The organism is Thioalkalivibrio sp. AKL9 (assembly GCF_000377825.1).
Taxonomy (GTDB): domain Bacteria; phylum Pseudomonadota; class Gammaproteobacteria; order Ectothiorhodospirales; family Ectothiorhodospiraceae; genus Thioalkalivibrio; species Thioalkalivibrio versutus.
Genome location: NZ_KB905106.1, coordinates 1 through 24,991 on the forward strand (window position 1 = coordinate 1; position 24,991 = coordinate 24,991).

17 protein-coding genes, 1 tRNA gene and 1 pseudogene are annotated in these 24,991 nt (G+C 66.6%); 9 read left to right on the top strand and 10 right to left on the bottom strand.

Annotated elements, in window-relative coordinates; all coding sequences use genetic code 11:
• Positions 1–277, top strand: a pseudogene (locus D573_RS14660) (IS4 family transposase); the annotation flags it as partial.
• Positions 278–1,311: 1,034 nt separating this feature from the next.
• On the opposite strand, the gene D573_RS0104980 reads toward D573_RS14660, so the two are convergent.
• Together D573_RS0104980 and D573_RS0104985 are read right to left on the bottom strand one after the other, a co-directional pair.
• Positions 1,312–2,550: a ribonucleotide-diphosphate reductase subunit beta gene (locus D573_RS0104980; RefSeq protein ID WP_018937796.1), complete on the bottom strand. Its 1,239-nt coding sequence runs from the start codon at positions 2,548–2,550 to the stop codon at positions 1,312–1,314.
• A 98-nt stretch (positions 2,551–2,648) separates the two neighbouring features.
• Positions 2,649–5,543 carry a ribonucleoside-diphosphate reductase subunit alpha gene (locus D573_RS0104985; RefSeq protein WP_018937797.1) on the bottom strand — a complete coding sequence of 965 codons (2,895 nt, stop codon included), beginning with the start codon at positions 5,541–5,543 and terminating at the stop codon, positions 2,649–2,651.
• Between the two features lie 436 nt (positions 5,544–5,979).
• Here D573_RS0104985 and trxB point away from each other — a divergent pair, with 436 nt between their 5' ends.
• From trxB to gloA, 5 genes are all read left to right on the top strand, one after another.
• Positions 5,980–7,095 (top strand): thioredoxin-disulfide reductase, encoded by a 1,116-nt coding sequence (gene trxB, locus D573_RS0104990; protein ID WP_018937798.1) that lies wholly within the window; start codon positions 5,980–5,982, stop codon positions 7,093–7,095.
• A 4-nt stretch (positions 7,096–7,099) separates the two neighbouring features.
• On the top strand, positions 7,100–8,377 hold the full coding sequence (locus D573_RS0104995) for a GNAT family N-acetyltransferase (RefSeq protein WP_018937799.1): 1,278 nt from the start codon (positions 7,100–7,102) through the stop codon (positions 8,375–8,377).
• Positions 8,378–8,824: 447 nt separating this feature from the next.
• Positions 8,825–9,580, top strand: coding sequence for a leucyl/phenylalanyl-tRNA--protein transferase (aat, locus tag D573_RS0105000; protein ID WP_018168651.1), 756 nt, complete (start codon positions 8,825–8,827; stop codon positions 9,578–9,580).
• Positions 9,581–10,162: 582 nt separating this feature from the next.
• Positions 10,163–10,738: a lysozyme-like domain containing protein gene (locus D573_RS0105005; RefSeq protein ID WP_231362682.1), complete on the top strand. Its 576-nt coding sequence runs from the start codon at positions 10,163–10,165 to the stop codon at positions 10,736–10,738.
• An 847-nt stretch (positions 10,739–11,585) separates the two neighbouring features.
• Complete coding sequence (gene gloA, locus D573_RS0105010) at positions 11,586–12,086, top strand: lactoylglutathione lyase (protein WP_018168649.1); 501 nt, start codon at positions 11,586–11,588, stop codon at positions 12,084–12,086.
• Positions 12,087–12,210: 124 nt separating this feature from the next.
• On the opposite strand, the gene D573_RS0105015 is transcribed toward gloA, so the two are convergent.
• From D573_RS0105015 to D573_RS0105035, 5 genes are all read right to left on the bottom strand, one after another.
• Complete coding sequence (locus D573_RS0105015) at positions 12,211–12,837, bottom strand: peroxiredoxin (protein WP_017941735.1); 627 nt, start codon at positions 12,835–12,837, stop codon at positions 12,211–12,213.
• 184 nt (positions 12,838–13,021) lie between these two features.
• Complete coding sequence (locus D573_RS0105020) at positions 13,022–13,678, bottom strand: hypothetical protein (RefSeq protein WP_018937800.1); 657 nt, start codon at positions 13,676–13,678, stop codon at positions 13,022–13,024.
• A gap of 176 nt (positions 13,679–13,854) precedes the next feature.
• Positions 13,855–15,336, bottom strand: a complete 1,482-nt coding sequence (locus D573_RS0105025; protein WP_018937801.1) for a sigma-54-dependent Fis family transcriptional regulator — start codon at positions 15,334–15,336, stop codon at positions 13,855–13,857.
• Between the two features lie 103 nt (positions 15,337–15,439).
• Positions 15,440–16,444 carry a cytochrome d ubiquinol oxidase subunit II gene (cydB, locus tag D573_RS0105030; RefSeq protein ID WP_018168646.1) on the bottom strand — a complete coding sequence of 335 codons (1,005 nt, stop codon included), beginning with the start codon at positions 16,442–16,444 and terminating at the stop codon, positions 15,440–15,442.
• Positions 16,445–16,447: 3 nt separating this feature from the next.
• Positions 16,448–17,854: a cytochrome ubiquinol oxidase subunit I gene (locus D573_RS0105035; protein WP_018937802.1), complete on the bottom strand. Its 1,407-nt coding sequence runs from the start codon at positions 17,852–17,854 to the stop codon at positions 16,448–16,450.
• 368 nt (positions 17,855–18,222) lie between these two features.
• Between D573_RS0105035 and D573_RS0105040 the strand changes: the two genes are divergently transcribed.
• From D573_RS0105040 to cydC, 3 genes are read left to right on the top strand one after another with little or no spacing between them, the layout of a single operon-like run.
• A complete protein-coding gene (locus D573_RS0105040) occupies positions 18,223–19,608 on the top strand; it encodes an NAD(P)/FAD-dependent oxidoreductase (RefSeq protein ID WP_018937803.1) in 1,386 nt (461 codons plus the stop codon).
• 3 nt (positions 19,609–19,611) lie between these two features.
• Positions 19,612–21,339, top strand: coding sequence for a thiol reductant ABC exporter subunit CydD (cydD, locus tag D573_RS0105045; RefSeq protein ID WP_026287915.1), 1,728 nt, complete (start codon positions 19,612–19,614; stop codon positions 21,337–21,339).
• Complete coding sequence (gene cydC / locus D573_RS0105050) at positions 21,332–23,017, top strand: thiol reductant ABC exporter subunit CydC (protein WP_018937805.1); 1,686 nt, start codon at positions 21,332–21,334, stop codon at positions 23,015–23,017. The genes cydD and cydC overlap by 8 nt, the downstream gene beginning before the upstream one ends.
• 164 nt (positions 23,018–23,181) lie before the next feature.
• Here cydC and D573_RS0105055 read toward each other — a convergent pair.
• The 3 genes from D573_RS0105055 to D573_RS0105065 form a co-directional block, all read right to left on the bottom strand.
• A tRNA-Ser gene (locus tag D573_RS0105055) sits at positions 23,182–23,272 on the bottom strand.
• A 95-nt stretch (positions 23,273–23,367) separates the two neighbouring features.
• On the bottom strand, positions 23,368–23,622 hold the full coding sequence (csrA, locus tag D573_RS0105060) for a carbon storage regulator CsrA (RefSeq protein ID WP_018144301.1): 255 nt from the start codon (positions 23,620–23,622) through the stop codon (positions 23,368–23,370).
• 68 nt (positions 23,623–23,690) lie between these two features.
• Complete coding sequence (locus D573_RS0105065) at positions 23,691–24,935, bottom strand: aspartate kinase (protein ID WP_018937806.1); 1,245 nt, start codon at positions 24,933–24,935, stop codon at positions 23,691–23,693.
• Positions 24,936–24,991 lie beyond the last annotated feature (56 nt).

Sequence of the window (24,991 nt, forward strand, 5' to 3'; positions counted from 1 at the left end):
CGAGCTGTTCTTCAAGTGGATCAAGCAGAACCTGAAGATCCGCAGCTTCCTGGGCCGGAGCCTGAACGCGGTCGCCTCGCAGATCTTCGTGGCGCTGTGCGTCTACCTGCTGGTGGCCTTCCAGAAATTCGTCTCACGCTCGGCCATGGGCATCCAGGCCGTGCTACGCCTGGTGCAATTGAACCTGTTCCAGCGCAGACCCTTGGCCGATCTCCTCCGCGGTCGGAAACACGATCCACCCGATCCCCAGATGCCACTGCGGCTGAGGGCCGCGTAAGTGGGACAGCAGTGGGGCCCATCTGTCCTTTCAGGGTTTCCAAGAACTCATGGGTGTCCTCTGCTTTCGACAAGACAATTTCCTAAATTCACGGATAGTATTTGTTCCCACGAAATCGACAGCCGTTTGGTTGCATGTACTTTGGATACATCTCGGGCCGCCTCCGGTCTGTCGATCTTCGTCCCCCAGTTTTCTATGCCGAATAGCCTGCGCGCCCTACTGCGGTCCTAGCCCGGTATACTGCCCGCCCTCTTCTTTGCGGCGTCAGCCCGATCGAAACGAGATCCCTCTGGATCACGTCATCAGGACCCTCCTAGTTCATGCACTCCCTCTGCAACCGAGACGGACCGCCTCAGACCGTCAAGACGATCATGGGTGTCCTCTTCCCTATGGACAATAACCCGGCCACACCTCCACGTCGAAGAGAAACTCACCCGACCGCCCAGAATAACGATAAACCATCCCTGCACCAGCCTCCAACAGCGATCTTATCTCCTCACTGGCGCACACTCGGTCAATGAGACCTCCCGAAACAGCGGAATTTAATTCGTCGACTCGCACTTGCGAACCGTCAAACGCCGTAAGGGTGTAGAAATATATTATTCTCGATCCGTGACTAACCATTGCACCATCTAGGCGCGGCATCTCGTCTAGCTGCATCGGTGCTGCCTCATTCACATCGTCAACGGCTTCCTGGAGCGAAGCCTCAAGCCCGGAACTAGAAGGGGACCCACCACGATCAGACAATAGATGCCGCGCAAACTCCTTGCCGAGAAACCCACTCAACGACAAAACAATAACAACACCGAAAAACCCCACGACCAATAATATAAACCGACTCATACGCCCTCCCACACTCACGGTTCCCGGAATTTATAGAATTTTTATATTACCTCAGATTTTCGGGGGAAAACTTTTTCTGTTGCGCTTCATGGCTCCAATTAGGGCGTAAAAAAGGACGCCATCAGGCGCCCTTTTCTGCTTCTTCATCGCCATCTCCCTGGCTCCTTTTCCCTATGCTTCACGTCTCCAGTTCAATCCCAGCTCAACGCCCCACCCGTCTGATACTCCGTAACCCGCGTCTCAAAGAAGTTCTTCTCCTTCTTGAGATCCAGCACTTCGCTCATCCACGGGAACGGGTTGTCGGCACCCGGGTACATCTCGGCCAGGCCGATCTGGGCGCAGCGGCGGTTGGCGATGAAGTGCAGGTATTCCTCGAACATCTGGGCGTTCATGCCGAGCACGCCGCGGGGCATGGTGTCGCGGGCGTACTGCGCCTCCAGCTCGACCGCATCATGGATCAGGGTGCGCATCTCGTCCTTGAAGTCTTCGGTCCACAGGTGCGGGTTCTCGACCTTGATCTGGTTGATCACGTCGATGCCGAAGTTCATGTGCATGGACTCGTCGCGCAGGATGTACTGGAACTGCTCGGCCACGCCGGTCATCTTGTTGCGCCGGCCCATGGAGAGGATCTGCACGAAGCCGACGTAGAAGAAGATGCCCTCGAACACGACATAGAAGGCAATCAGTTCGCGCAGCAGCTTCTGGTCCGCCTCTGGCGTGCCGGTGCGGAAGTTCGGGTCCGCCAGGTGCTTGGTGAACGGCAGGGCCCACTCGGCCTTGACGGCGACGGAGGGCACCTCGCGGTACATGTTGAAGATCTCGCCCTCGTCCAGGCCCAGGGACTCCACGCAGTACTGGTAGGCGTGGGTGTGGACTGCTTCCTCGAAGGCCTGGCGCAGCAGGTACTGGCGGCACTCGGGGTTGGTGATGTGGCGGTACACGGCCAGCACCAGGTTGTTCGCCACCAGCGAGTCGGCGGTGGAGAAGAAGCCCAGGTTGCGCTTGACGATGGTGCGCTCGTCCTCGGTCAGCCCGTTCGGGTCCTTCCACAGGGCGATGTCCGCGTTCATGTTGATTTCCTGCGGCATCCAGTGGTTGGCGCAGCCGTCCAGGTACTTCTGCCAGGCCCACTTGTACTTGAAGGGCACGAGCTGGTTGAGGTCCGCGTGGCAATTGATGATCTTCTTGTCATCCACGCGGATGCGCTCGGCACCCATCTCGATGTCTTCCAGGCCGGTGCCGGTCAGGGCCTCCTCGTTGGGCTCGGCCAGCGGCTGGCCGGCGTTCTCCGGCTCCGGCGGGACGCTGGGCGCAGCGCCGGCGGTGCTCATCAGGGCGTCGTTCTCCTGAAAGCCCATGCCCGGGCGTACGGCGGGTTGTTTCTGGCCTTCGCCTTTTACGGCGGCAATCGGATCGTCCCAGGAAAGCATAGTGTCCCTCTTCTTTCGGTGGCGGCCCGGCGCGGTGGCCGGGCCTTTGTTCAGTTTGCTTGGTCGTACGGTTTCGGTGCCCGCTCGCGGGCTGGGCCTTACTGGCAGGCCTCGCAGTCCGGGTCGAGGATGGAGCACGCCTTGGGCGCTTCCGGCTCGGACGCCTGCTGGCCGCCGGAGACGGCGTTCAGCTTGTTGGCGCGCGAGGAGTCGGCCACGGTGCTCTTCTCCACGTGGGTCGCACCCATGGAGCGCAGGTAGTAGGTCGTCTTCAGCCCGCGCACCCAGGCCAGCTTGTACAGGGCGTCCAGCTTGGGCCCGGAGGGCTCGGCCATGTACAGGTTCAGGCTCTGCGCCTGGTCGATCCACTTCTGCCGGCGCGAGGCGGCCTCGACCAGCCAGCGGGTGTCCAGCTCGAACGCGGTGGCGTACAGGGCCTTGAGGTCCTCCGGCACGCGATCCAGCGGCTGCACCGAGCCGTCGTAGTACTTGAGGTCGTTGACCATGACCTCGTCCCACAGCTCGCGGTCCTTCAGATCGCGCACCAGGTACGGGTTGATCACGGTGAACTCGCCCGACAGGTTCGATTTGACGAACAGGTTCTGGTAGGTCGGCTCGATCGACTGCGACACGCCACAGATGTTGGAGATGGTCGCGGTCGGCGCGATCGCCATGGTGTTGGAGTTGCGCATGCCGACCTTCTTGACCCGCTTGCGCAGCTTGTCCCACTCCAGGCGCTGGGTGGTGTCCATCTGCAGGTAGTCGCCGCGGGTCTCGGCCAGCTTCTCGACCGAGTCGATCGGCAGGATGCCCTGGCTCCACAGGCTGCCGGGGAAGCTCTCGTAGCGCCCGCGTTCCTCGGCCAGGTCGGTCGAGGCCTTGATGGTGTAGTAGGACACCGCCTCCATGGAGGCATCGGCGAACTCCACGGCGGCCTCGGAGGCATACGGCAGACGCAGCTTGTACAGCGCATCCTGGAAACCCATGATCCCCAGGCCCACCGGGCGGTGGCGCATGTTGGAACGACGCGCCTGCGGCACCGAGTAGTAGTTGTAGTCGATCACGTTGTCGAGCATGCGCATGGCCGTGTTCACGGTGCGCTCGAGCTTGGCCTGATCCAGCTCGCCGGCCTCGTTGATATGCGCGGCCAGGTTGATCGAGCCCAGGTTGCACACCGCGATTTCGTCATCCGAGGTGTTCAGGGTGATCTCGGTGCACAGGTTGGAGCTGTGAACCACGCCGGTGTGCTGCTGCGGGCTGCGCAGGTTGCACGGGTCCTTGAAGGTGACCCACGGATGGCCGGTCTCGAACAGCATGCCGAGCATCTTCCGCCACAGGTCGACGGCCTTCATGGTCTTGTACACGCGCATCTCGCCGCGCGCGGCCTTCTCTTCGTACTCGCTGTAGCGCTTCTCGAAGTCGGCACCGATCAGGTCGTGCAGGTCCGGCGCCTCGTTCGGGGAGAACAGGGTCCAGTCACCGTCCTCGGCCACACGCTTCATGAACAGGTCCGGGATCCAGTTGGCGCTGTTCATGTCGTGGGTGCGGCGGCGGTCGTCGCCGGTGTTCTTGCGCAGCTCGATGAACTCCTCGATATCGATGTGCCAGGTCTCGAGGTAGGCGCACACCGCACCCTTGCGCTTACCGCCCTGGTTCACGGCCACCGCGGTGTCGTTGGCCACCTTGAGGAACGGGACCACGCCCTGCGACTTGCCGTTGGTGCCCTTGATGTGGGCGCCCATGCCGCGCACGCGGGTCCAGTCGTTGCCCAGCCCGCCGGCAAACTTGGACAGCAGCGCGTTGTCGCGGATGGCGCTGTAGATGCCGTCGAGGTCGTCCGGGATGCTGGTCAGGTAGCAGCTGGAGAGCTGTGGACGCAGGGTGCCGGAGTTGAACAGGGTCGGCGTGGAGCTCATGAAGTCGAACGAGCTCAGCAGGTTGTAGAACTCGATCGCACGCGCCTCGCGGTCGATCTCGTTGATCGCCAAGCCCATCGCCACGCGCATGAAGAACGCCTGCGGCAGCTCGAAGCGCGTGCCATCGCTGTGGATGAAGTAGCGATCAAACAGGGTCTGCAGGCCCAGGTAGGTGAACTGCAGGTCACGCTCGGGCTTGAGCGCGGCGCCCAGGCGTTCCAGGTCGTAGCGGGTCAGCTCGCTGTCGACCAGCTCCAGCTCGGCGGCGCGCTTGATATAGGCACCGAAGTAATCGGCATAGCGCTCGGCCAGCTGGGCCTGGGTGGCCTCCTCCGGGCGGCCGTGCACGAAGCTCAGGGCCTCGCGGCGCAGCGCGTCCATCAGCAACCGCGCGGTGACCTCGGAGTAGTTCGGCTCCTTCTCGATCATCACCCGCGCGGCCATCACCAGCGCGGTGGAGACATCCTTCTCGGCCACGCCGTCGAACAGGTTGCGGCGGGCCTCGGTCAGGATCTTATCGCCATCCACCTGCTCGATGCCGGCGCAGGCCTCGGCCACCACCGCCTGCAGGCGGTCCTCGTCCAGCGGGGCCAGGGTGCCGTCGGCCCGGGTCACGTTCAGCGTGGTGGCCTCGGCTTGTTCGTCCGCACCCTGCTCGGCGGCCTCGGCGGCGCGCTTCTGCGACTGCTGCTCGCGGTAGATCACGTAGGCCCGCGCGACCTTGTGGTGGCCGCTGCGCATCAGCGCCAGCTCCACGTGGTCCTGGATATCCTCGATGTGGACCGTCATGCCCTGGGTCCCGGCGCGGCGGAACAGGCTGTCCACCACCTGCCCGGCCACTTCCTTCGACACCTCGTGGATGCGCCGGCTGGCGGCGGCATTGCCGCCCTCCACCGCGAGGAAGGCCTTGGTCACCGCGACCTCGATCTTGGAGGCATCGAAGCCGGTCACCTTGCCATTGCGGCGAATCACCTGGTGCTGGCCCGGGCTGGTCGCCAGGACCTCGGCCGACGGTTCGGCTTGCGGCGGGTACTGGGTGCCCTGCTGGGCTGTGGCAGTATGGGAATCGCTGTGCATGACGGGCCTCGCGCTGGTGTTGGATCGAACGTGAGATACTATAGATCGGGGATCGAGAACTGCATAGCCACTAGATATAGTAGCTCCCGAAAGAACAAACCGCGCACAAGCCGTGGGCAAGCTGTGGATAAAAACGCCCATTCTCCGTCCTGTCGCCATTCCTGGCGAGGCGCCCCGGTTATCCACCAAACGCCGATGTAGTGACTCCCCGCCGGGTGCCTGCGGCCCACGCGAACATGAAAATGTTTTATGGCCCGCGATTACCGAATCGGTATCGCGCGCGGGGACCGCTTTGGGGCATCCACGTCCGGCGTGGCGATGTTGGACAAAGATCCGCCGCGTCCCAATAATCCCCGCCTTATCGAACCCACTTTTTTGCGTTGCCGGCCGGGCCGGCGGCGCCAGCCGTATTCATCGAATCGACAGGGAGTACCGCATGAGCGACGCCAAGGACTCATCCGACAAGAAGAGCAAGCAGGCCGGCACGAAGGACGCCCCCAAGGCCGCCGTCGCCACGGGTGCCATGCAGGCAGCCGCCGGCGCCGTCTCGCTCTCCTCCGGTAGCGACACCGCGACCCAGCCGAAAAAGGGCGGCAGCGAGAAGGCGCCGCGTCACTGCCCGCTGCTGATCCTGGGCTCCGGCCCGGCCGGCTGGACCGCCGCCGTCTACGCCGCGCGCGCCAACCTGAACCCGGTCGTGATCACCGGGCTGGAACAGGGTGGCCAGCTGATGACCACCACCGATGTGGACAACTGGCCCGGCGACAACGAGGGCGTGCAGGGCCCCGAGCTGATGCAGCGCATGCAGAAGCACGCCGAACGCTTCGATACCGAGGTGATCTTCGACCACATCCATACGGTGCAGCTGAAGGACAAGCCCTACCGCCTGATCGGCGACTCCGGCGAGTACACCTGTGATGCGTTGATCATCTGCACCGGGGCCTCCGCGCAGTACCTGGGGCTGGAGTCCGAGACCACCTTCGCCGGCAAGGGCGTGTCCGCCTGCGCCACCTGCGACGGCTTCTTCTACCGTGGCCAGAAAGTGGCGGTGATCGGTGGCGGCAACACCGCGGTCGAGGAGGCGCTGTACCTGTCGAACATCGCCTCCGAGGTCACCCTGGTGCACCGGCGCGATTCGCTGCGCTCGGAGAAGATCCTGCAGGACAAGCTGTTCGAGAAGGAAAAGAACGGCAACGTCACCATCGAGTGGAACCACACCCTGGAAGAGATCCTCGGCGACGAGACCGGCGTGACCGGTGCGCGTCTCAAGAGCACCGAGTCCGGCGAGACCAAGGATCTCGAGCTGATGGGCGTGTTCATCGCCATCGGCCACAAACCGAACACCGACATCTTCCAGGGCCAGCTGGATATGGCGGGTGGCTACATCAAGGTGCAAAGCGGGCTGGAAGGCAACGCCACGGCCACCTCCGTGCCGGGCGTGTTCGCCGCCGGCGACGTGATGGATCACGTCTATCGCCAGGCGGTCACCTCCGCCGGCACTGGCTGCATGGCCGCACTGGACGCGGAGAAGTACCTGGACAAGCTCGGTTGATCGCGTGAGCGCCGAGGGCGACACCCAGGCAGCGGACCCGTCGGAGGACGCCACGGGCAACACGGCGGAGCGCGTCGAGCTGCGTGACGGCCTGGCCGAGGTGGACCCGGCCGCCTGGGATGCCCTGACCGGCGGCACCGAACCGTTCCTGCGCCATGCCTTCCTGGAGGGCCTGGAGCGCCACGAGTGCCTGGGCCGGCAGTTCGGCTGGTTCCCGCAGCATGTGCTGATCTTCCGCGAGGGCCAGCTGGTCGCGGCGGCCCCGGCCTACGCCAAGACCAACAACTACGGCGAGTTCGTGTTCGACTTTGCCTGGGAAGGCGCGTGGAACCGCCACGGGCTGAACTACTACCCCAAGCTGGTCGTCTCCGTGCCCTATACCCCGGCCACCGGCCCGCGCCTGCTGGTGCACCCGGAGGCGCCGGACTTCGATCACCTGCGCACCCTGCTGGTGCGCGCGCTGGTCACCCGCGGGCGCGAGCTGAACGCCTCCGGCGTGAACATCCTGTTCCCCAATCAGGACGATCTGGACGTGACCCGCGAGCTGGGCCTGGCCGAGCGCATGGGCTGCCAGTACCACTGGACCAACGCCCCGGACGGGGGGTACGCGGACTTCGACGCCTTCCTCGGCGCGCTCAGCTCGAAGAAGCGCAAGAACATCAAGCGCGAACGCCGCCGCGTGAACGAGGCCGGGATCGTGTTTCGCACCCTGACCGGCGCCACCGGGCAGGCGGAGGACTGGGCGCGCTTTCACCGCTTCTACGTGGACACCTTCGAGAAGCACATGGGCATCCCGACGCTGTCGGAGGCCTTCTTTGTCGAGACCGCGGCCGAACTGGGCGATCAGGTGGTGCTGTTCGAGGCCCGGCGCCCCAGCGCGGCGGATCCGGATGCGACAGAACCGGACGCGAAGGGAGACGGCGAGACCATCGCCGCGGCGCTTTGCTATCGCAGCCACGACACCCTGTACGGGCGCTTCTGGGGCTGCACCGAGGAGCTGGCCGACCTGCACTTCGAGACCTGCTACTACCAGGGCATCGAGTTTTGCATCCGCGAGGGGCTGGCCCGCTTCGAGCCGGGTGCCCAGGGCGAGCACAAGATCCCGCGCGGCTTCCTGCCCACGCCCACGTACTCCGCCCACCTGATCCTGACCGAGGGCTTCGAGCAGCCGGTGCGCGACTTCTGCGAGCGCGAGGCCCAGATGATGCGCGCCCAGTGCGAACGCCTGCACGAACACTCGCCCTATCGCCAGGCCCATTCCGATGATGTGCCCGACCGCTAACCCGAGCCCGGCTCGCTGCGGCCGTCATCCCGGCCACAGCGCCCCACCTCGTCATCCCGGCCGTAGCGCAGCGAAGAGCCGGGATCTCCCGACCCAGGCAACCGGCTCGCCGACTGGACCTTCTCCGCACTCCGGGATCCCGGATCGCCCTGTGGGAGCGGGCTTGCCCACGAAGCCCCTGCCCGCGCTGGACTCCCCCACACCCCATTCGCCTGCAAGCAGGCTCCTACAATGCCGCCGGCACACCGACACCCATCATCCCGGCCGCAGTGCCCCACCTCGTCATCCCGGCCGTAGCGCAGCGAAGAGCCGGGATCTCCCGACCCAGGCAACAGGCTCGCCAACTGGAGCTTCTCCGCACTCCGGGACCCCGGGTCGCCCTGTGGGTGCGGGCTTGCCCGCGAAGCCCCTGCCCGCGCTGGACTCTGGCCGTTGGGGGCTCGCCCCATGACCTCCGGCCCCCAGATCACCCTGCCCTGGCTCGATCCGGAGCATCCGGAGGCGCCGTTTCCGGACCCGGCGCAGGCGTTGCCCGAGCCCAACGGGCTGCTGGCCGCCGGGGGCGATCTCTCCGTGCCGCGTCTGCTAAATGCCTATCGCTCCGGCGTATTCCCCTGGTTCGAGGCCGGGCAGCCAATCCTCTGGTGGAGCCCGGACCCGCGCGCGGTCCTGGAGCCGGGCCACTTCCGCCTGCATCGCAGCCTCAAGAAGGCGATCCGCAATCGCGGTTACACGGTGAGCTTCGATCGCGCCTTCGAGGCCGTCATCGAGGCCTGCGCCGGCCCCCGTGACTACGCCGATGGCACCTGGATCACCACCAGCATGCAGCAGGCCTATATCGCACTGCACCGCTCGGGCCACGCGCATTCGGTGGAGGTGTGGGACGGCCCGCGCCTGATCGGCGGGCTTTATGGCGTCGCGGTCGGGCGGCTGTTCTGCGGCGAGTCGATGTTCTCGCGCGAGCGGGATGGCTCCAAGATGGCGCTGGCCTGGTTGTGCCGCCACCTGGTCGCCTGGGGCTGGCCGCTGGTAGACGTACAAATGGAGACCGCCCACCTGCGCAACCTCGGGGCCATCACCCTGCCCCGCCAGGCGTTCATCGACCGCATCCGCGAAATCGCCCGCGATCCGGTCGAGCCAGGCCCGTGGCGAACCGACCCGACCCTGAGCCCCCTCGACCCCGACTGGACCACCCCCCGGTAGGAGCCTGCTCGCAGGCGAAGCCCCTGCCATTGTCGGACGCGGGCAGGGGCGTTCGCCTGCAAGCAAGCTCCTACCGGGAGATCCGGCCTGGCGTCTCTCGGGCAGGGTCTCTCCCACACAGACGGCCGGAGTCGATGAACCCTGACACCGCGCACGACGGCCGATTCCGGTGGCCCCGGACGGAGATCGCCGCGGCGCTGCACGCCTCGCGATGACGGGCATGTAGGGCGCGCCGGGACCGCGCCTCCCCGCTCCCGTCACGGCGAGGAGGCGCAGCCGACGTGGCAGTCTTTCGGGGCCACCCCGGCGTCGGAAGATCGCTTACAGCCGCTCGCGATGGCGGGTGACGCGACCCTGTCGTTGCGCAGCCCCGCAGGGGCCGCGGCAAGCTCCGGAAGCAGGCCCGGTGCACGGCGCGCCCGTTTCCCTCGCCGCGGGTGCTTTATACTCGCGGGCCATTGGGAAACCGGGCGGGAGATTCGGGTGGACAAGGCAGAATCAAGGAAGACGCGGCGGGCGGTCGTCGCCATTTTGCGGGCCGGGCTGCTGCTGGCGCTGGCAGCCATCACCGCTGGGTGTTCCATGCTGTCGCCCTCTCCGCCCGATGACCAGAGCAACATCTGCGAGATCTTCCGCGAGCAGCCGCGCTGGTACGATCATGCGCGGGATTCCGAGCGGGAATGGGGCACGCCGATCGCGACCCAGATGTCGTTCATCCAGCAGGAGTCCTCCTTCCGCAGCCACGTGCGCCCGGACCGCGAGCGTCTGCTCGGCTTCATCCCGTGGAGCCGCCCCTCCTCCGCCCGGGGCTATGCCCAGGCCCAGGACCCGGTCTGGGGCGAGTACCAGGACGATGCCGGAAGCCGCTTCGCGCGACGTTCGCACATGAAGCACGCGACCGACTTCATCGGCTGGTACAACGCCCGCACCCAGCGCATGACCGGCGTGTCGTTGTACAACTCGGAACACCTCTACCTCGCCTACCATGAGGGCCAGGGCGGCTATAACCGCGGCAGCTACCAGAGCAAGCCGCAGGTCCGGGCCGCGGCCCGACAGGTAGCGCAGCGCGCCGACCGCTACGAGTCCCAGCTACAGAGCTGCGAATCCGAGTTCCGCTGCCGGCGCTTCTACCAGGTCTGGCCGTTCTGCCGGCAGTAGCCGAACCGACGAACGCCATGCCTGCCCCGGGAGATCCCGGATAACCGCTGCGCGGTTTCCGGGATGACGGTGCTTTTGGACGCGGGCACGCGCCCCAAGCCCAGCATCTCGTCATCGCGAGCGCCGCGAAGCGAGCACCCCACGCGTCCCCGGCGTCGGGGCAACCCCGACAAACTGCCACGTCGGCTACGCCTCCTCGCAGTGACGGGGATGTGTGTTCCCGGCCGCTCCACCATCCCGTCATTGCGCGCATCGCGAAGCAATCGGCCAACGCCGCCTCCGGCGTCGGGGCATCCTCAACAGACTGCCGGCGTCGGCTGCACCTCCTCGCGGTGACACAACCCCAACCGCCCCACCAAGGCCACGCCTCCCGTCATTGCGCGCATCGCGAAGCAATCGGCCAACGCCGCCTCCGGCGTCGGGGCATCCTCAACAGACTGCCGGCGTCGGCTGCACCTCCTCGCGGTGACACAACCCCAACCGCCCCACCAAGGCCACGCCTCCCGTCATCGCGAGCGAAGCGAAGCGATCTCCCAACGCTGCCTCGCCGCCGGAAAGCACCCCCAACAGACAGCTACGTCGGCTGCGCCTCCTCGCAGTGACGGACAATGAACTGGCCGGGCGCGTCACAAATCCCGTCATCGCGAGGCGCGCAGCGCCGTGGCGATCTCCCGACGCAGCCACCGGCGCCGGGGCACTCCCTGAAGCCAGCGACGCCACCTGCGCGACTCGCGGTGGCGGAGCCCCTCGCTCCGAGCGCAACGCGTGACGGGCGCACTTGAGGGAACCTCGCCGCCTGTGTTCCAGTCTTCCGGGACACCCCCTTTGGCCGAGACAAGGACGCACCATGAGCGACAATCCCACCGCAGGCTTTCGCTTCAACCACACCATGCTGCGCGTGAAGGACCCGCAGAAGGCGCTGGACTTCTACCAGCGCGTGTTCGGCATGGAGCTGGTGAAGACGCTGGACTTTCCGGAGTTCGAGTTCACGCTCTACTTCCTCGCGCAGCTTGGCGAGGACGAACCGCAGCCGCCGAAGGACGCCGGCGAGGCCACCCGCTGGATGTTCAGCCAGCGCGGCATCCTCGAGCTGACCTACAACTACGGCACCGAGAACGACGCGGACTTCCACTACCACGACGGCAACGAGGAACCGCAGGGCTTCGGCCACATCTGCTTCTCGGTCCCGGACCTGGACGCCGCCGTGCGCTGGTTCGACCAGAACAACGTCGAGTTCGTGAAGCGCCCCGACGAGGGCGGCCTGAAGGACATCGCCTTCGTGAAGGACCTCGACGGCTACTGGATCGAGATCCTCGAACCCGCCCGCCTGACCGGGCTGGGCCGCTGAAGACGAGCGGTTCGCCGTATCCAGGCGTAACCGACAGACACAAAAAAGGGGCCTTGCGGCCCCTGCTCCCACCTGGGGAGAACGGCCCCGCCCGTAGCCGGGCGAGGCTGCTGGTCGGTCCGGATCAGACCTTGGTGTAGCGCAGGTAGGAGCGGATCTCCTCGAAGCCCTGCGGGAACTTCTTCTGCGCGTCCTCGTTACTGACCGTCGGCGGGATGATCACGCGAGCACCCGGGGTCCAGTCAGCCGGGGTTGCGATGCCATGCTTGTCACCGGTCTGCAGCGCATCGATCACGCGCAGGATCTCGTCGAAGTTGCGGCCCACCGACATCGGGTAGGTCATCATCAGACGGATCTTCTTGTTCGGGTCGATGATGTAGACCGAACGCACGGCGGCGGTCTCGCTCTCGCCCGGGTGGATCATCTCGTAGAGCTCCGAGATCTTCTTGTCGGCATCCGCGACGATCGGGAACTCCAGCGTGGTGTCCTGGGTGTCGTTGACGTCTTCAATCCACTTGTTGTGTTCCTCGACGGTATCCGTCGACAGACCCAGCGGCTTGGTGTTGCGGTCCGCGAACTGCTTGGCCAGCTGCGCGGTACGACCCATCTCGGTGGTGCACACCGGGGTGAAGTCGGCCGGGTGGCTGAAGAAGAAGCACCAGGAGTCGCCGATCCACTCGTGGAAATCGATCTTGCCCTTGGTGGTGTCAATCTGGAAATTCGGTGCGGTATCGCCCAAACGCAGTGCCATGATGTACTCCTTTCTTTCGGTTTAGAGATTGATTCGGTATCTCATGGGGCGTTGCCTCCATGTACGGATCACTTTATATGCAATTCCGTATTTAGTGAATTACTAATCATTTACCAGGCCAATAGTCTTTTTCTAACCGAGAGCCGGACAGGCGTTGTGCCCATCCAGCCCACCGCGCCCCGACTCACATGCGCCGGAACAGCTCCACCAGGTCTTCGCGCATATCCTGGCGGCCCATCTCCTCGGTCGTGAAGCTCTCGCCGTCGAAGTTCACGCCCAGCATCACCGCCTGACCCGCATCCAGGTCGGGCTGGAGCGCCACCATCCGCAGCCCTTCCAGGTAGTCGGCCACGGCCTCGTCGGCCTCCGCGACGGCCTGGACCTGCTTCTGCATCCACGAGGAGATATGCAGCACCAGCGTGCCGTCCCATTCGGAGGCCGCGAGTTCCTGCAGATACGCGTGGGCCAGGGCAACGTTCTCCTCGCGGTCCAGCTCGCCGCCCAGCGCCAGGTAGGCCACCTCCTTGTCCGCGGTCACGTCCACCGCGGCCGCGGCATCGTCAGCGGAGCGCAGGGTGGCGATGCGGAATCCCGCCTGCGGGTCGGCGGACAGCATGGATGCACCCAGACCGCCGGCCAGGGCGCCGCAGATCGGCGACGGGTTGTTGATCACGGCCATCGACCCGGCCCCCATCTGGTTGACGATGGCCTGGCCGATGCCGGCACTGGCCATCGAGCGGATGGTCTGCTGCTCGCCGAACGACAGCGGCTCGGCCGAGGCCAGCATCGGGGTCGCCAGGAGGGCGGCGGAGAGAGACAGGGTGATTGCGGTCTTTTTCATGACAGGCTCCAGTTCGGTTTTTCTATCGGTACTTGGTGATTTGCTAATTCTTGTGGCGGTACTTCAGCGTCCCCGTCGCTCATGACGGGCTCGTGACACGTCGCCCGGCCGCTCCCCCGGACGCCGTTCCATCACGGACGGGCGGGGCACAACCCGCCTCGTCCTGGTGGGCCGTCTCAGTGGCCGTCGCCGGCCTCGCCTTCGAGCTGGCGCAGGCGCCGATACAGGCTGCGTTCGCTAATCCCCAGGGTTTTCGCCAGCGCCCGGCGATCGCCCGGATACACCGCGGCGGCATGCCGCAGGTATTCGCGTTCGATCTCTTCCAGGGGGCGCAGGGACTGCGGATGGAGCAAGCCATCCAGGCCACCGGCCTCCCCTCCGCCCGGGGCCCGCCCTCCTTCCCGGACCCGATCCGGCAGGTGCTCCGGACGGATCGCCTCGCCGTCCGCCAGCAATGCCGCGCGCTCGAGGATGTTGCGCAGCTCGCGCACGTTGCCGGGGAAGGGGTATTGCCCGAGCATCTTCAGGGCCTCGTCTTTGAGACGCGGCGGCACGGCCAGGTCCAGACGCTCGCTGAGGGCCTCCACCAGCAAAGGGATGTCCTCGGGTCGCTCGCGCAGCGGGGGCACTTCGATCGGAAAGGTATTGATGCGGTAGTAGAGGTCCTCGCGGAAATCGCCGGCCCGCACCATGGACTCGAGGTCACGGTGGGTCGCACAAACCAGGCGGAAATCCGCCCGCCGCGACTCGACCCCCCCGACCCGACGATAGGCATGGGTCTCCAGCAGGCGCAGCAGCTTGACCTGCTGGCTCAGCGGGATATCCCCCACCTCGTCGAGAAACAGGGTGCCGCCGGCTGCGGCCTCCACCAGGCCGGCCTTGGCCGAGGTCGCACCGGTGAAGGCCCCCCGCTCATGTCCGAACAGCTCGCTTTCGAACAGGGTTTCGGTCAGGCCCGAGCACTCCACGGGCACGAACGGCAACTGCTGGCGCGGACTCGCCTCGTGAATGGCCCGGGCAATCAGTTCCTTGCCGGTTCCCGACTCGCCGAGCAGCAGGGCCGAGGCATTGCTCGGCGCCACCCGGCTGATCAGCCCCAGCATGGCATTGAAGGCCTTCGAGCGTCCGACCAGCCCGCCGCTACCCGCCTGCGGCGTCGAGACGGGCATGTGGTGCAGCCGTTCGATCAGGTAGCGTATCTCGCCGCCCTCGCCCCGGATCGGCAACAACTCGACATCCACGTGCTCGCGCCCGGTCTCGGTGTGGTGCACATGCAGGACGCGTTCGCGGTGGCCACTGCCCAGGGCCGCCCGCAGGGGGCAGGATTCGCCCGCCTCGTCGCAGGGGCGGCGGAAGCCATGCGAGGCCTCGAAACAGGTGCGACCCGAGCCGTCGCGATCGGTCCCGTAGACACGCTGGTAGGCGCCATTGGCGGCCAGGATGCGGTAGTCCGGCGACAGCAGGATCGCCGGCTCCCGGAACACCTCCAGTACCTGCCGCAGGGTCTCGACATGCGTGTCCTGCGGTTCCGGCGCCTTCTTCGTGATGCTCGTCACTTCGCCTCGCACAAGGGGGTCCAGGAATGCGCTTCCGATGCTCGTAACGTCACCGTCGCGCTGCCCAATAGACACGTTCAGTCGAGTGATGTTCAACGGCATGGAGTCACTCCCATAGGTTGCGACAGCATTGAAACCCGTTCTCCGGACGGCGCCGGCGGGTCGGCCGCGACCCACCGGCGTGCTCGCGCGCGCCCGGACAGACCTAGTGATAGCCGGTCTCCGGGGTCACCTTCCCGCGGAAGACCCAGTAGGTCCACGCGGTGTAGCCCAGGATGATCGGGATCACGAACAGCGCGCCCACCAGGATGAACAGCTGCGCATCCGGCGACGAGGCGGCGTCCCAGAAGGTGTAGTCCGGCGGCACCACGTACGGCCACTTGCTCACCAGCAGGCCCAGGTAGGTCGTGATGAACAGGGCAATCGTGGCGACGAACGGGATCCCCTCGTCGCGCCGGCGCACCGCGCGAATCAGAATCCAGGAAGAGAACAGCGCCAGGGCCGGGAGCACCCAGAGGTACTGCCAGGTTCCCATCCAGCGCTCCATCACCTTCGGATCGATGAACGGGGTGATGAGACTCACCGCGCCGAACACCAGCAGCACGGCCGCCAGCATCCAGGGCGCGACGCGGTAGGCAAAGGCCTGCGTCTCGCCCTCGGTCTTGACGATCAGCCAGGTGGCCCCCAGCAGGGCATAGCCCGCCAGCAGCCCGATCCCGGTGAGCACGGTGAAGGGCGTCAGCCAGTCCAGCGGTCCGCCGGCAAAACTGAACCCGTCCATCTCGAAGCCCTGGATGTAGGCACCCACGACCGCGCCCTGGGCGAAGGCCGCCACCGCCGAGCCGATCGCGAACGCGGCATTCCACAACCACTTGGAGCGATGCGCCTTGAAGCGGAATTCGAACGCGACACCGCGGAAGATCAGCCCCGCCAGCATCAGGAAGACCCCGATATAGAGCGCCGGCAGGAACACCGAGTAGACCAGCGGGAAGGCCGCCAGCAGCCCGGCACCCCCGAGGATCAGCCAGGTCTCGTTGCCGTCCCATACCGGGGCGACCGAGTTCATCATCACGTCGCGCGAGGTCTCCCCCGGGGCGAAGGGGAAGAGGATCCCCACCCCGAGGTCGAACCCGTCCATCAGCACGTAGGCGATCACGCCCACGGCGATGATGACGACCCAGATCAGCGTGATATCAATCGTGGTTTCCATGACTTAGCTCCTTTCACCGCTGGCCGCGGCGTCATCGATCCAGGTATCGGCGGCCGACAGGGGCCGCTTGGCGTGCGCCGCTGCATGCGTGGCATCGGCCGGTTCCGGGCCCTGGCGTACGATGCGGACCAGGTAGTAGACGCCCCCGGTGAACACCGCCGCGTAGACCGCGACGTAGCCGATCAGCGTGAACAGGGCCATGCCGCCGGTCAGCGCCGGAGTAATGCCCTCGGCGTGGTTCATCACGCCGTACACCAGCCAGGGCGCGCGCCCGGTCTCGGTCACGAACCAGCCCGCGACCACCGCAATGAACGGCGCCGGGATCATCCAGGACAGCCCCCTGAGGAACCGCGGGGAGGCATACATCCGGCGGCGGAAGCGCAGCCAGGCACCAGCCAGGGCGAACAGGATCATCACCATGCCGATCGCGACCATGATGCGGAACGACCAGAAGGTGACGCCCACCGGCGGGCGTTCCTCCGCGGGGACCTCCAGCAGACCCGGCACCTCGCCATCCATCTCGTGGGTCAGGATGAAGCTCGCCATCTTCGGGATGCCGATCTCGAAGTGATTGGTCTCGTTGGCCGAGTCCGGGATGGCGAACAGCAGCAGCGGGGCACCACGCTCGGTCTCCCACACGCCTTCCATCGCCGCCACCTTGGTCGGCTGATGCTCGAAGGTATTGAGGCCGTGGATATCCCCGACCACCAGCTGCGCCGGGGCCGCGAACAGCAGAACCCACATCGTGGTGCCCAGGGCCTTGCGGTTCATGACCACGTCGCGCTGACGCAGCAGGTACCAGGCGGAGACCCCGGCGACCACAAAGCCCGCCGTGAGCAACGAGGCCAGCCCCATGTGGAAGAAGCGCGGCCAGAAACTCGGGTTGAAGATCGCCGTGATCCAGGACGTGACGTGGAACACGCCGTCCTGCAATTCGAAGCCCACCGGCGTCTGCATCCAGCTGTTGGCCACCAGGATCCAGAACGACGAGATGAACGTGCCCAGTGCCACCATCAGCGCCGCGAACAGATGCACCCCCTGCGGGACCCGGTCGCGCCCGAACAGCAGCACGCCGAGGAAGGCCGCCTCCAGGAAGAACGCGGTCAGCACCTCGTAGGACAGTACGGGCCCGAGGAAATTGGCCGTGGCGTAGGAGAACGCGCTCCAGTTGGTGCCGAACTGGAACGACATGACCAGCCCGGAGACCACCCCCATGCCGAACACCACCGCGAAGATCTTGATCCAGAACTTCGAGATCTGGGTATAGATCGTTTCGCCGGTCTTCCAGGCGCGGAATTCCAGAAACGCAATAAACGAAGCCAGCCCGATCGTGAAGACCGGGAAGATCGCGTGGAACGAAACGACAAACGCGAACTGGATTCGCGATAGCAGTATGGGGTCGAGCTCCATGGCCTTTCCTCCGTAGTCAGGGGCACGCCGACATGACGTATCGGTGAACCTCCTAACAAGTACCGTGCCAGACTGCCTGTCCGCACCACGACCGCTGGCTGCACGCTACAAACCGTGTTTTTCCGCCTGGCGGGCGCAAGCAACCATCGGCCCTGTTCTGCCATATTTGTCAGCCCAGTCTCGAATGACTGCCAGATTCGGCAGCCTGGCCCCGCCCATACCGGCACACGAGGCCCAGTGGAGCGGCCTGCCGGTGTTGGCATGTAACTTGTAAGCAATCCGTCACACGAAGCGCCCGGTCGACGGCGCGACCATCGCAACTGACCCGCCCGGTCTCCGGCGCGGCAGACGGATACGCGGAGAGAGCCATGCATCATCCCGAAGACCCGAAGCATCCCGAGATTGAAAAGGCCCTGGCCCGTCAAGCCGACGAGACGCTGCGGGGCCTGTCCCGGCGCGATTTCCTGAAGATCGCCGGCGCCGCCGGTCTGGTGTCGGCGACCAGCGTACAGGCCGCCCCGGCCCGCGCGGCGGTCTCCAGCCAGGCCCGCATCGTGGTGCTGGGCGGAGGTGCCGCGGGCATGACCATGGCCGCCCGCCTGCGCGACCTGCTGGACGGGGCCCGGATCACGATTGTCGAGCCAAGCGAGATCCATCATTACCAGCCCGGCTGGACCCTGGTGGCCGCGGGCGTCTACTCGGTGGGCGAGGTCCAGCGCCGCAACGAACGCTACATCCCGCGCGGGGTGGAATGGGTCCGGTCCGCGGTGGCAGCCATTGATCCCGAGTCGCAGCGGGTCGAGACCACCGACGGCGACCGCCTGGACTACGACTTCCTGGTGGTCGCGACCGGGCTGCACCTGGATTACGAGGCGATCGAGGGGCTGCGGCGCGAGGATATCGGCCGTCCCGGGCTGACCAGCCTGTACGCCAGCGCCGAGGCCGCGCGGGACGCCTACGAGCAGATCCATGCGTTCGGCGAGCACGGCGGGGTGGCCCGCTTTACCATCCCCAGCACACCGATCAAGTGTGCCGGCGCGCCGATCAAGGCGACCTTCATCGCCGACGACCTGCTGCGTACCGCCGGGCAGCGCGCCGGCGCCGACTTCCACTATCACACCGGGTCGGACACCCTGTTCAGCGTGCAGCGCTTCGACCACATGGTGCGCGACCTGTACGCCGAACGCGGCGTAAGCGTGAACGACGGCGGCGCCCTGCTGGCGGTGGATGTCGACGCCCGCCAGGCCCAGTTCCAGACCCGCGATGGCGGCCGCGAGACCGTGGACTACGACTACCTCCACGTAACCCCGCCGATGCGCGCGCACGACTTCGTCCGCGAGGCCGGGCTGGCAGTCGAGGACGGCCCCCTGGCGGCCGGCGGCTGGCTGGCGGTGGATGACCGCACGCTGCAGCACACGGACTACCCAAACATCTTCGGTGCCGGTGACGTCGTCGCGACCGCGATCGGCAAGACCGCCTCCACCGTGCGCTCGCATGGCGCAGTGATGCCCGACAACCTGGTGGACGTGATCCAGGATCGCGAGCCGTCGCGTCAGTTCGACGGCTATACCTCCTGCCCGCTGATCACCGAGGTGGGCAAGGCGGCGCTGGTCGAGTTCGACTACAGCCTGGAGGAGGTCCCGACCTTCACCTTCCTGGACCAGGGCGCCCCAAGCTGGATGTGGTGGCGCCTGAAGGTCCACATGATCAAGCCGCTGTATTTCAACATGCTGCGCGGGCGCTACTTGCGCTAGTCGATGACGCAAGTGCCCGGAACAGACGCGGAGGCGACAGACGCCCGGACCTCGCCGGGCCCATGGCTGCGCGCGCGCCAGCAGCCGCACCGCCGCTGGCTTGTGCTAAGTGCGGCCAGCACGCTGGTGGCGACATTGGCCACCATTGCCCTGGCGGGGCTCGTGGCCTGGGCGGTCCACGGCACCCTGTTCGCCCCCGAGGCCCCGTACCTGCCCGGGATCCTGCTCGCGGGCCTCGTGTTGCTCGCCCTGCGCTATGCCGCCCAGGCCCTGCGGGACCTGGCCGGTCACCGGCTCGCCTTTGCGGTGAAGCAGGAGCTGCGCGCCGACCTCCTGCGCCAGGCCCGGCAGGCTGGACCGGCGCGACTGGCCGGGCTGACCACCGCGGGCGCCTGGGCGGAGCAGTTCCAGACGCGGGTGGAGGACCTGACCGGCTACTACGCCCGTTACCTGCCGGCGCGCCAGGCCGTCATCCTGACGCCGCTGGCCATCTTGGTCGCGGCGCTCTGGCTGGACTGGCTCGCCGCCCTGCTGCTGCTGTTCGCCGCCCCGCTGATCCCGGCGTTCATGGCGATCGTTGGCATGGGCGCGGAACAGATCCACCGGCGTCAGCAGGAAGAGGAGAACCGACTGGCGGGGCACTTTCTCGACCGCATCCGCACCCTGGACTGGCTGCGCCGAGCGCGCGCGATCGCCGCAACCGAGGCCGAGGTCGTCGAGCGCAGTCACCAGCAGCGGCGCCTGACCATGCGCACCCTGCGGGTCGCGTTCCTGTCCTCGGCGATCATGGAATTCTTCAGCGCGGTCGCGATCGGCATGGTCGCGATCTACATCGGCTTCGCCCTGTTCGGCGCCATCGACTACGGCCCGGCCGGCGACATCACCCTGTTCACCGGCCTGTTCATCCTGCTGCTGGCGCCGGAGTATTTCCTTCCGCTGCGCCAGTTTGCCCAGAGCTACCATGACCGCGCCGGCGCCCTGGCCGCCGCCGAGACCCTTGCCCCCGCCCTGGCGTCGCCCACGGGCCCCGTTGGGTCCGAGCACTCCCCAGAGGCCACCGCGGCCCCCGACGAGGGCGCAGTGGTCCCCTGGCTGCAACTGAAGGGAGTCACCGTGCACTACCCCGGTCAGCGCACGCCCACACTGGCGGAGCTCGACCTGGCCGTTCACGCCGGGGCGCATCTCGCGCTGACCGGGCCCAGTGGCAGTGGCAAATCCACCCTGCTCGCGGTGTGTGCCGGCTTTCTCACCCCCACCACGGGCACGGTACAGCGCCATCCCCAGGCCCGGCAGTTCGCCTGGATCGACCAGGACGCCCATCTGTTCCACGGCAGCCTGCGCGATAACCTGCAGCTCGCCCGCCGCGACACGATCGCAGACGCGGAGATGGCCACGGCACTGCAACAGGCCGGCCTGCCGCTCGACGCACCCGAGCTGCCCGACAGCCTGGATACCGCCATCGGCGAGGCCCGGCGAGGGCTCTCCGGCGGTCAGGCCCAGCGGGTCGCGGTGGCGCGCGCCCTGCTCTCGGGGCATCGGCTCTGGCTGCTCGACGAACCCACCAGCGCGCTCGACCCGGACACCGAACAGGCCCTGCTCGACACGCTGTTTCGGCTGGCCGAGGCCCGTGGCCTGACGCTGGTGATCGCGAGTCATCATGCCGCCATTCACGAGCGCTGCTTGCAACGCCTGGACCTGGCGCCGGCGACACCGGGGGCGCGCCATGCGTAACGCTACCCGCGCGGAACTGGCCTTTCTGCACCGCGTATTCCGCCAGCGCCGGGGCTGGTACTGGGGTGCCTGGGGACTGCTGGCGCTGACCTGGATCGCCGGCATCGCCCTGCTGGCATTGTCCGGCTGGTTCATTACCGCCACCGCCCTGGCCGGCGCGGGCCTGCTGGCCACACTCGACCTCTACGTGCCCTCCGGCGGCATCCGTACCGCCGCGATCAGTCGCACCCTGGCGCGTTACTTCGAACGCCTGGTCAGCCACGAGGCGGTGCTGCGCAGCCTGGCCGACCTGCGCGGCCGCAGCTTTCGCGGCCTCGCCGCGCTGCCCATGGAACGCATTCGCGCCTACCGCAGCGGAGACCTGCAGACCCGCCTGACCGGCGACATCGACACCCTCGATGCGATGCCCCTGCGGGTGGTCGGCCCCATGATCGCGGCGGCGCTCAGCCTGGTGGTCACGCTGGTTATCGCCGTCTGGCTGGCACCCTGGCCCGCCGCGGTCGTACTCGCCGCCTCCGGTGTCGCGACGCTCGCGGTCTCCGCCGTGCTCGCCCTTGCCGGGCAGCGCCGCAGCCACGCGCTGGTGCAGGCCCGGGCCGGCGAGCGCGTTGGACTGTTTGACTTCATTGGCGGCCTGGCCGAGTTGCTGGCCTACGACCGTGCCCGCGAGCACGAGGCCCGCCTGCGCCGGGAAAACGACCATTACGCGCGCCGGCAACGGACGCAGGAGGCGTTCGGGGTCGGCTCCGAGCAGATCGTGCAGGCCGTGGTCGGCGCCTCCGCCCTGCTGATGCTGGTGCTGGCACTGGGCTGGTACCGTGACGGAATGCTCGACGCTCCGGTCGCGGTGTTGCTGCCGCTGATGACCCTGGGCCTGGGCGAGGTTCTGGGCAGCCTGCCCGGCGCATGGTGGCGTGCCGGCGAGAGCCTCGAAGCCGCCGGGCGGGTGCAGCATCTGGAGGTGGCCGCCACCCATACCCCCGCAACCGCCGAGTCCGTGGACCCGACCCCGCCTGACGAGGCCCCTGCGCTACACGCACACGGCCTGACCATCGGCTTTCGCCGCGAGCGCCCGTTGCTCGGCCCCCTGGACCTCGAACCCGCGCGTGGCTATCCCCTGGTGATCAGCGGGGCCAGCGGGCACGGCAAGAGCACGCTGCTGGACACCCTCGCCGGCGAACTCCCGCCCCTGGCCGGTACCGTAGCGCTCGGCAACGACGATCTGGCAAGGATCCCGACCGATGCCCGGTACCGCCACATCAGCTACCTGCCCCAGGGCCTGCAACTGCCGGACACGACCCTCCGAAGCATCCTGTCCCCGGCGCACAGGTCGTTGAGCGATGCCGCACTGTGGGAGGCCCTGGAGCAGGTCGATCTCGCCGAGGCCGTGCGCGGCACCGACGAAGGTCTGGACTACCGCATCGGCGAGGGCGGCGCGTCCCTCTCCGGCGGTCAGCGCCGCCGTCTCGCCCTGGCGGCGGTCGTCCTTCAGGACCGACCGGTCGTCCTGCTCGACGAGCCGTTTTCCGGTCTGGATACCCCCACGCAACAACGAGTGGTGGAACGACTGCTGCCCTGGCTGCAAGACCGTCAGTGCATCCTCGTCACCCATGCCCCGGGACAACTGCCGGCCCGCTGGCCGCGCCTCGAGCTCGCGAAACCGCTCGGCCGGAGCTAAGGCCGGCGACGGGACCTCGCAGCGAAACGTGCCCGACACACCGGCACCCGACTTTCGGTGGCCGCACAAACAGGTTCGGATCACGAAGCAATGGGGGACGGGCTGGGGGACGAACGCCGGGGCCAGACGTGCGAAAGGGGCCACTCGGGCCCCTTCGCGGGATTTGGCGGAGAGTGAGGGATTCGAACCCTCGATGGGCTTTTGACCCATACTCCCTTAGCAGGGGAGCGCCTTCGACCACTCGGCCAACTCTCCGGAAACGCGGCACAGGATAAGGCCTTGGGCCTTCAAATGAAAGGCCCGGAAGGCTGATCGCAGCCTCCGGGCCTTTCGCTTTCCTTACGGGAGGTTCAGTCGTCGCGTGCGCCTGCCGCGGCACCACCCGCCCCAGTACCACCGCCACTGGAGTTCTCGCCGCCGCCCTCACCACTGGCGACGTTCGCTTCACGCTGAATGCGCTGAAAGATTTCCTCGCGATGGACCGCGACGTCCTGGGGTGCGTTGATGCCGATGCGGACTTGATTGCCCTTGACCCCCAGGACGGTGACGGACACATCATCGCCGATCATGAGGGTCTCGCCCACACGCCGAGTCAAAATGAGCATGCTCTTCTCCGCAGTGCCTGTGTCGGACGGAGTCGGTCGTCCGGTAACCGTTTTACGGTCTGTCATCCTTAACCGTCCTCCTGTTGACCGACTGGGGTCTGTTCGAGTTCAAACGCATCGTGCAATGCACGCACTGCAAGTTCGAGGTACTTCTCATCTACGACCACGGAGATCTTGATCTCCGAGGTGGAGATCATCCGGATGTTGATGGTTTCGCGCGACAGGGCCTCGAACATCTTGCTGGCGATGCCCGCGTGCGAACGCATACCGACCCCGACCACCGAGATCTTCACGATGTGCGTATCCCCGGACACCTCGCGGGCGCCCAGCGCTTTCGCGGCCGCCTGCAGGATCTCCAGGGCCTTGTCGTAGTCATTGCGATGGACGGTGAACGTGAAGTCGGTGGAATTATCCGCCCCGACGTTCTGCACGATCATGTCCACCTCGATATTGGCGTCCGCGATCGGGCCGAGGATGCGATGCGCGACCCCCGGCTGATCGGGGACGCCCTGAACCGTCAGCTGGGCCTCGTTCTGATTGAACGCGATACCCGCAACCAGCGCCTGTTCCACTTGCGCATCCTCCTCCGTGGTAATCAGGGTTCCAGGGCCTTCCTCGAACGAGGACAGCACTCGTAAAGGGACGTTGTACTTGCCGGCAAATTCCACCGCGCGGATCTGCAGCACCTTGGAGCCCAGGCTGGCCATCTCCAGCATCTCCTCGAAAGTGATGCTTTGCAGGCGGCGGGCCGTCGGCACCAACCGCGGATCGGTGGTGTAGACGCCGTCGACATCAGTATAGATGCGGCATTCGTCGGCCTTCAGCGCCGCGGCCAGCGCCACCGCGGTGGTATCCGATCCGCCCCGGCCCAGGGTGGTGATCGCACCCTCCTCGTCCACGCCCTGGAAACCGGCCACGACCACGACGCGCCCGGCCTCGAGATCGCCGCGCACCCGGGCATCGTCGATGCTGCGGATACGGGCCTTGTTGTGCGCACTATCCGTACGGATGGTCACCTGCGCCCCGGTGTAGGACCGCGCATCACAGCCCCGCGCCTCCAGCGCCATCGACAGCAACGCGATGGTGACCTGCTCCCCGGTGGACAGCAGCACATCCAGCTCGCGACCGTCCGCGCGCGGATTCAGTGCGTGCGCCAGGCCCAGCAGGCGGTCGGTCTCGCCGCTCATCGCGGAGACCACGATCACCAGCTGATGGCCTTCCTCGCGCAGCTTCAGCGCGCGTTCCGCCACCGCCTGGATGCGTTCGGGCGAACCCACCGAGGTGCCGCCAAATTTGAGTACCAGCAACGCCATTTCAAGATTCCGTTCCGTGCCCGGTCCTTGCGACCGTCCGGACAGGGCGCACCCCA

Excerpts from the sequence above, each read along its gene's own strand:
- D573_RS0104980 (WP_018937796.1), bottom strand. The coding sequence starts at position 2,550 with ATGCTTTCCTGGGACGATCCGATTGCCGCCGTAAAAGGCGAAGGCCAG.
- D573_RS0104985 (WP_018937797.1), bottom strand. The coding sequence starts at position 5,543 with ATGCACAGCGATTCCCATACTGCCACAGCCCAGCAGGGCACCCAGTAC.
- trxB (WP_018937798.1), top strand. The coding sequence starts at position 5,980 with ATGAGCGACGCCAAGGACTCATCCGACAAGAAGAGCAAGCAGGCCGGC.
- aat (WP_018168651.1), top strand. The coding sequence starts at position 8,825 with ATGACCTCCGGCCCCCAGATCACCCTGCCCTGGCTCGATCCGGAGCAT.
- D573_RS0105005 (WP_231362682.1), top strand. The coding sequence starts at position 10,163 with ATGCTGTCGCCCTCTCCGCCCGATGACCAGAGCAACATCTGCGAGATC.
- gloA (WP_018168649.1), top strand. The coding sequence starts at position 11,586 with ATGAGCGACAATCCCACCGCAGGCTTTCGCTTCAACCACACCATGCTG.
- D573_RS0105015 (WP_017941735.1), bottom strand. The coding sequence starts at position 12,837 with ATGGCACTGCGTTTGGGCGATACCGCACCGAATTTCCAGATTGACACC.
- D573_RS0105020 (WP_018937800.1), bottom strand. The coding sequence starts at position 13,678 with ATGAAAAAGACCGCAATCACCCTGTCTCTCTCCGCCGCCCTCCTGGCG.
- D573_RS0105025 (WP_018937801.1), bottom strand. The coding sequence starts at position 15,336 with ATGCCGTTGAACATCACTCGACTGAACGTGTCTATTGGGCAGCGCGAC.
- cydB (WP_018168646.1), bottom strand. The coding sequence starts at position 16,444 with ATGGAAACCACGATTGATATCACGCTGATCTGGGTCGTCATCATCGCC.
- D573_RS0105035 (WP_018937802.1), bottom strand. The coding sequence starts at position 17,854 with ATGGAGCTCGACCCCATACTGCTATCGCGAATCCAGTTCGCGTTTGTC.
- D573_RS0105040 (WP_018937803.1), top strand. The coding sequence starts at position 18,223 with ATGCATCATCCCGAAGACCCGAAGCATCCCGAGATTGAAAAGGCCCTG.
- cydD (WP_026287915.1), top strand. The coding sequence starts at position 19,612 with ATGACGCAAGTGCCCGGAACAGACGCGGAGGCGACAGACGCCCGGACC.
- cydC (WP_018937805.1), top strand. The coding sequence starts at position 21,332 with ATGCGTAACGCTACCCGCGCGGAACTGGCCTTTCTGCACCGCGTATTC.
- csrA (WP_018144301.1), bottom strand. The coding sequence starts at position 23,622 with ATGCTCATTTTGACTCGGCGTGTGGGCGAGACCCTCATGATCGGCGAT.
- D573_RS0105065 (WP_018937806.1), bottom strand. The coding sequence starts at position 24,935 with ATGGCGTTGCTGGTACTCAAATTTGGCGGCACCTCGGTGGGTTCGCCC.